This is a genomic window from Kribbella turkmenica, assembly GCF_004348725.1.
GTDB classification, from domain to species: Bacteria; Actinomycetota; Actinomycetes; order Propionibacteriales; family Kribbellaceae; genus Kribbella; species Kribbella turkmenica.
Map to the genome: position 1 here is coordinate 1 of NZ_SMKR01000323.1, position 1,929 is coordinate 1,929.

The following is a 1,929-nucleotide window of genomic DNA, read 5'->3' on the forward strand; positions in this document are numbered from 1 at the left end:
CGGCGTATCGCGGGTGGGGGCGTGTGGCGGCTGGCTAGGTGGTGGACCGTGCGGGTGTGCCGTTGCGGGGAAGTGTCGGCGGTGGCTGAGACCGTAGGGCGATGACGGGGATGCGGATTGCGATTGCTCAGCCGAGGATCAGTGCGGACGCTCGGGTGAACGGGAAGACCGTGCGGTCGTTGATGCGGAAGGCAGCGGCCGGGCGGGCTCGGGTGGTGCAGTTCCCGGAGGGGACGCTGACCGGGTACCCGAAGGAGCAGATCGCCGACTGGGCCGACGTCGACTGGGACGTCGTCCGGAGCGAGCTCGAGCGGATCATGGCGTTGGCCAAGGAGCTGAGGCTGTGGGTGGTGCTCGGGTCGGCGCATCCGCTGACGCCGCCGCACCGGCCGCACAACAGCCTGTACGTGATCTCCGACGCCGGTGAGCTGGTCGACCGGTACGACAAGCGCTTTCTGTCCAACACCGAGGTCAACCACTTCTACACGCCCGGGTTCGAGCCGGTGGTGTTCGACGTCGACGGTTACCGGTTCGGGTGCGCGATCTGCGTGGAGATCAACTTCCCGCACCTGTTCAGCCAGTACGAGCGCCTCGGAGTCGAATGTCTGCTGCTGTCGGCGTACCCGGTGGACGCCGTCTTCGAGGTCAAGGCCCGCGCGTACGCCGCGATCAACTGCTACTGGGTCGCGATGTCGCTACCGGCTCAGACCGTCGACCTGGTGCCGTCCGGCCTGATCGCCCCCGACGGCACGTACGCCTCCCAGCTCGCCGGCAAGTCCGAGCTCGCCATCACCACCATCGACCGCGAAGAACCAGCCCTCGAAGTCCCCCTCACCCGAGCCCGTCCCTGGCGGGCCACCGCCCTCAAAGGCACCATCTACCGCAACCGAGCAGTCACCGACCCCCGCTCCACCAACCGCACCACGACCTGACCCGTGATCCGGGTTCGCAACGTAGGGCACCGCGCAGCAGTGTGTTGAGACACAGTCAGGCACACGAGCACCCTCCCGGCGCCACGGTCCGCGGGGACAGGCGGGCGCGCACGTGACCCGGAGCCGGCCGCGGGGGGGCGACCACAGTTCATGGGCGGACATGCAAAAAGTCCCGGTCGTTGACCGGGACTTGTTGTGCGCGAGGGGGGAGTTGAACCCCCACGCCCTTTCGGGCACACGGACCTGAACCGTGCGCGTCTGCCTATTCCGCCACCCGCGCGCTTGATCGCCTCTGACGGCGTCCTGCACCGTCATCTGCAACCGAGAAGGAACAGTAGCACGGGTCCTGCGGAACGTTCACATTGCGGGTTCGGTCGAACCTCCCGATACGATCGATCGTCGTACCCGGTGTGTCCACCACGACCGGTGGACGTGGCGTACGGCGTGCCTGCTGAGGGCACCGGACGGCAGGCACGATCGTTGGCAGGAGTCCGGCGACCGAACCGTGGAGGAGGAGGCGTGCGACCGCTGCAGCGCTTCGAGCGACGCCTGGAGGGCCTTGTGAGCGGTGTCTTCGCGCGTGCGTTCAAGGGCGACGTCGAGCCGATCGAGCTGGCGGCGGCGCTCAAGCGTGAGATCGACAACACCGCGCGGATCCTGTCCCGGGACCGCCGGCTGGTGCCGAACCACTTCACCATCGAGCTCGGTCCGGGCGACTTCGAGCGCCTGAACGCCTACGGCCAGACCCTGAACCACGAGCTGGCCAACGAGCTGCGCGACCACGCCGACATCCAGCGGTACACCTTCTCCGGGCCGATCGAGATCACGCTGACCCAGCACGACGACCTGCCGACGGGTAAGTTCCGTGTGGTCAGTGCCACGGTCGGGACCCAACGCCCCCGTCCGCAGCCCCAGCCCTACCAGCAGGAGCCCTACGTGCCGCCGAACGACGGCCAGACGGTGCTGCAGAGCGCCCCGCCGCCCCAGCAACAGCCCC

2 protein-coding genes and 1 tRNA gene are annotated in these 1,929 nt (G+C 68.2%); 2 read left to right on the plus strand and 1 reads right to left on the minus strand.

Going from position 1 to position 1,929, the window contains the following annotated elements:
- The first annotated feature begins 110 nt into the window (after positions 1-110).
- Entirely contained in the window at positions 111-932 is an 822-nt protein-coding gene (locus E1218_RS35600) for a carbon-nitrogen hydrolase family protein (protein ID WP_267900353.1), read from the plus strand.
- Positions 933-1,128: 196 nt separating this feature from the next.
- Here the strand turns inward: E1218_RS35600 and E1218_RS35605 are convergent.
- A tRNA-Leu gene (locus E1218_RS35605) sits at positions 1,129-1,212 on the minus strand.
- A 239-nt stretch (positions 1,213-1,451) separates the two neighbouring features.
- On the opposite strand from E1218_RS35605, the gene E1218_RS35610 reads away from it, so the two are divergent.
- A partial coding sequence (locus E1218_RS35610; RefSeq protein ID WP_132327427.1) for a DUF3662 domain-containing protein occupies positions 1,452-1,929 on the plus strand: 478 nt, incomplete at its 3' end.

What these genes read in the sequence shown, in the direction of transcription:
- E1218_RS35600 (WP_267900353.1), top strand. Translation starts at nt 111, where the DNA reads ATGCGGATTGCGATTGCTCAGCCGAGGATCAGTGCGGACGCTCGGGTG.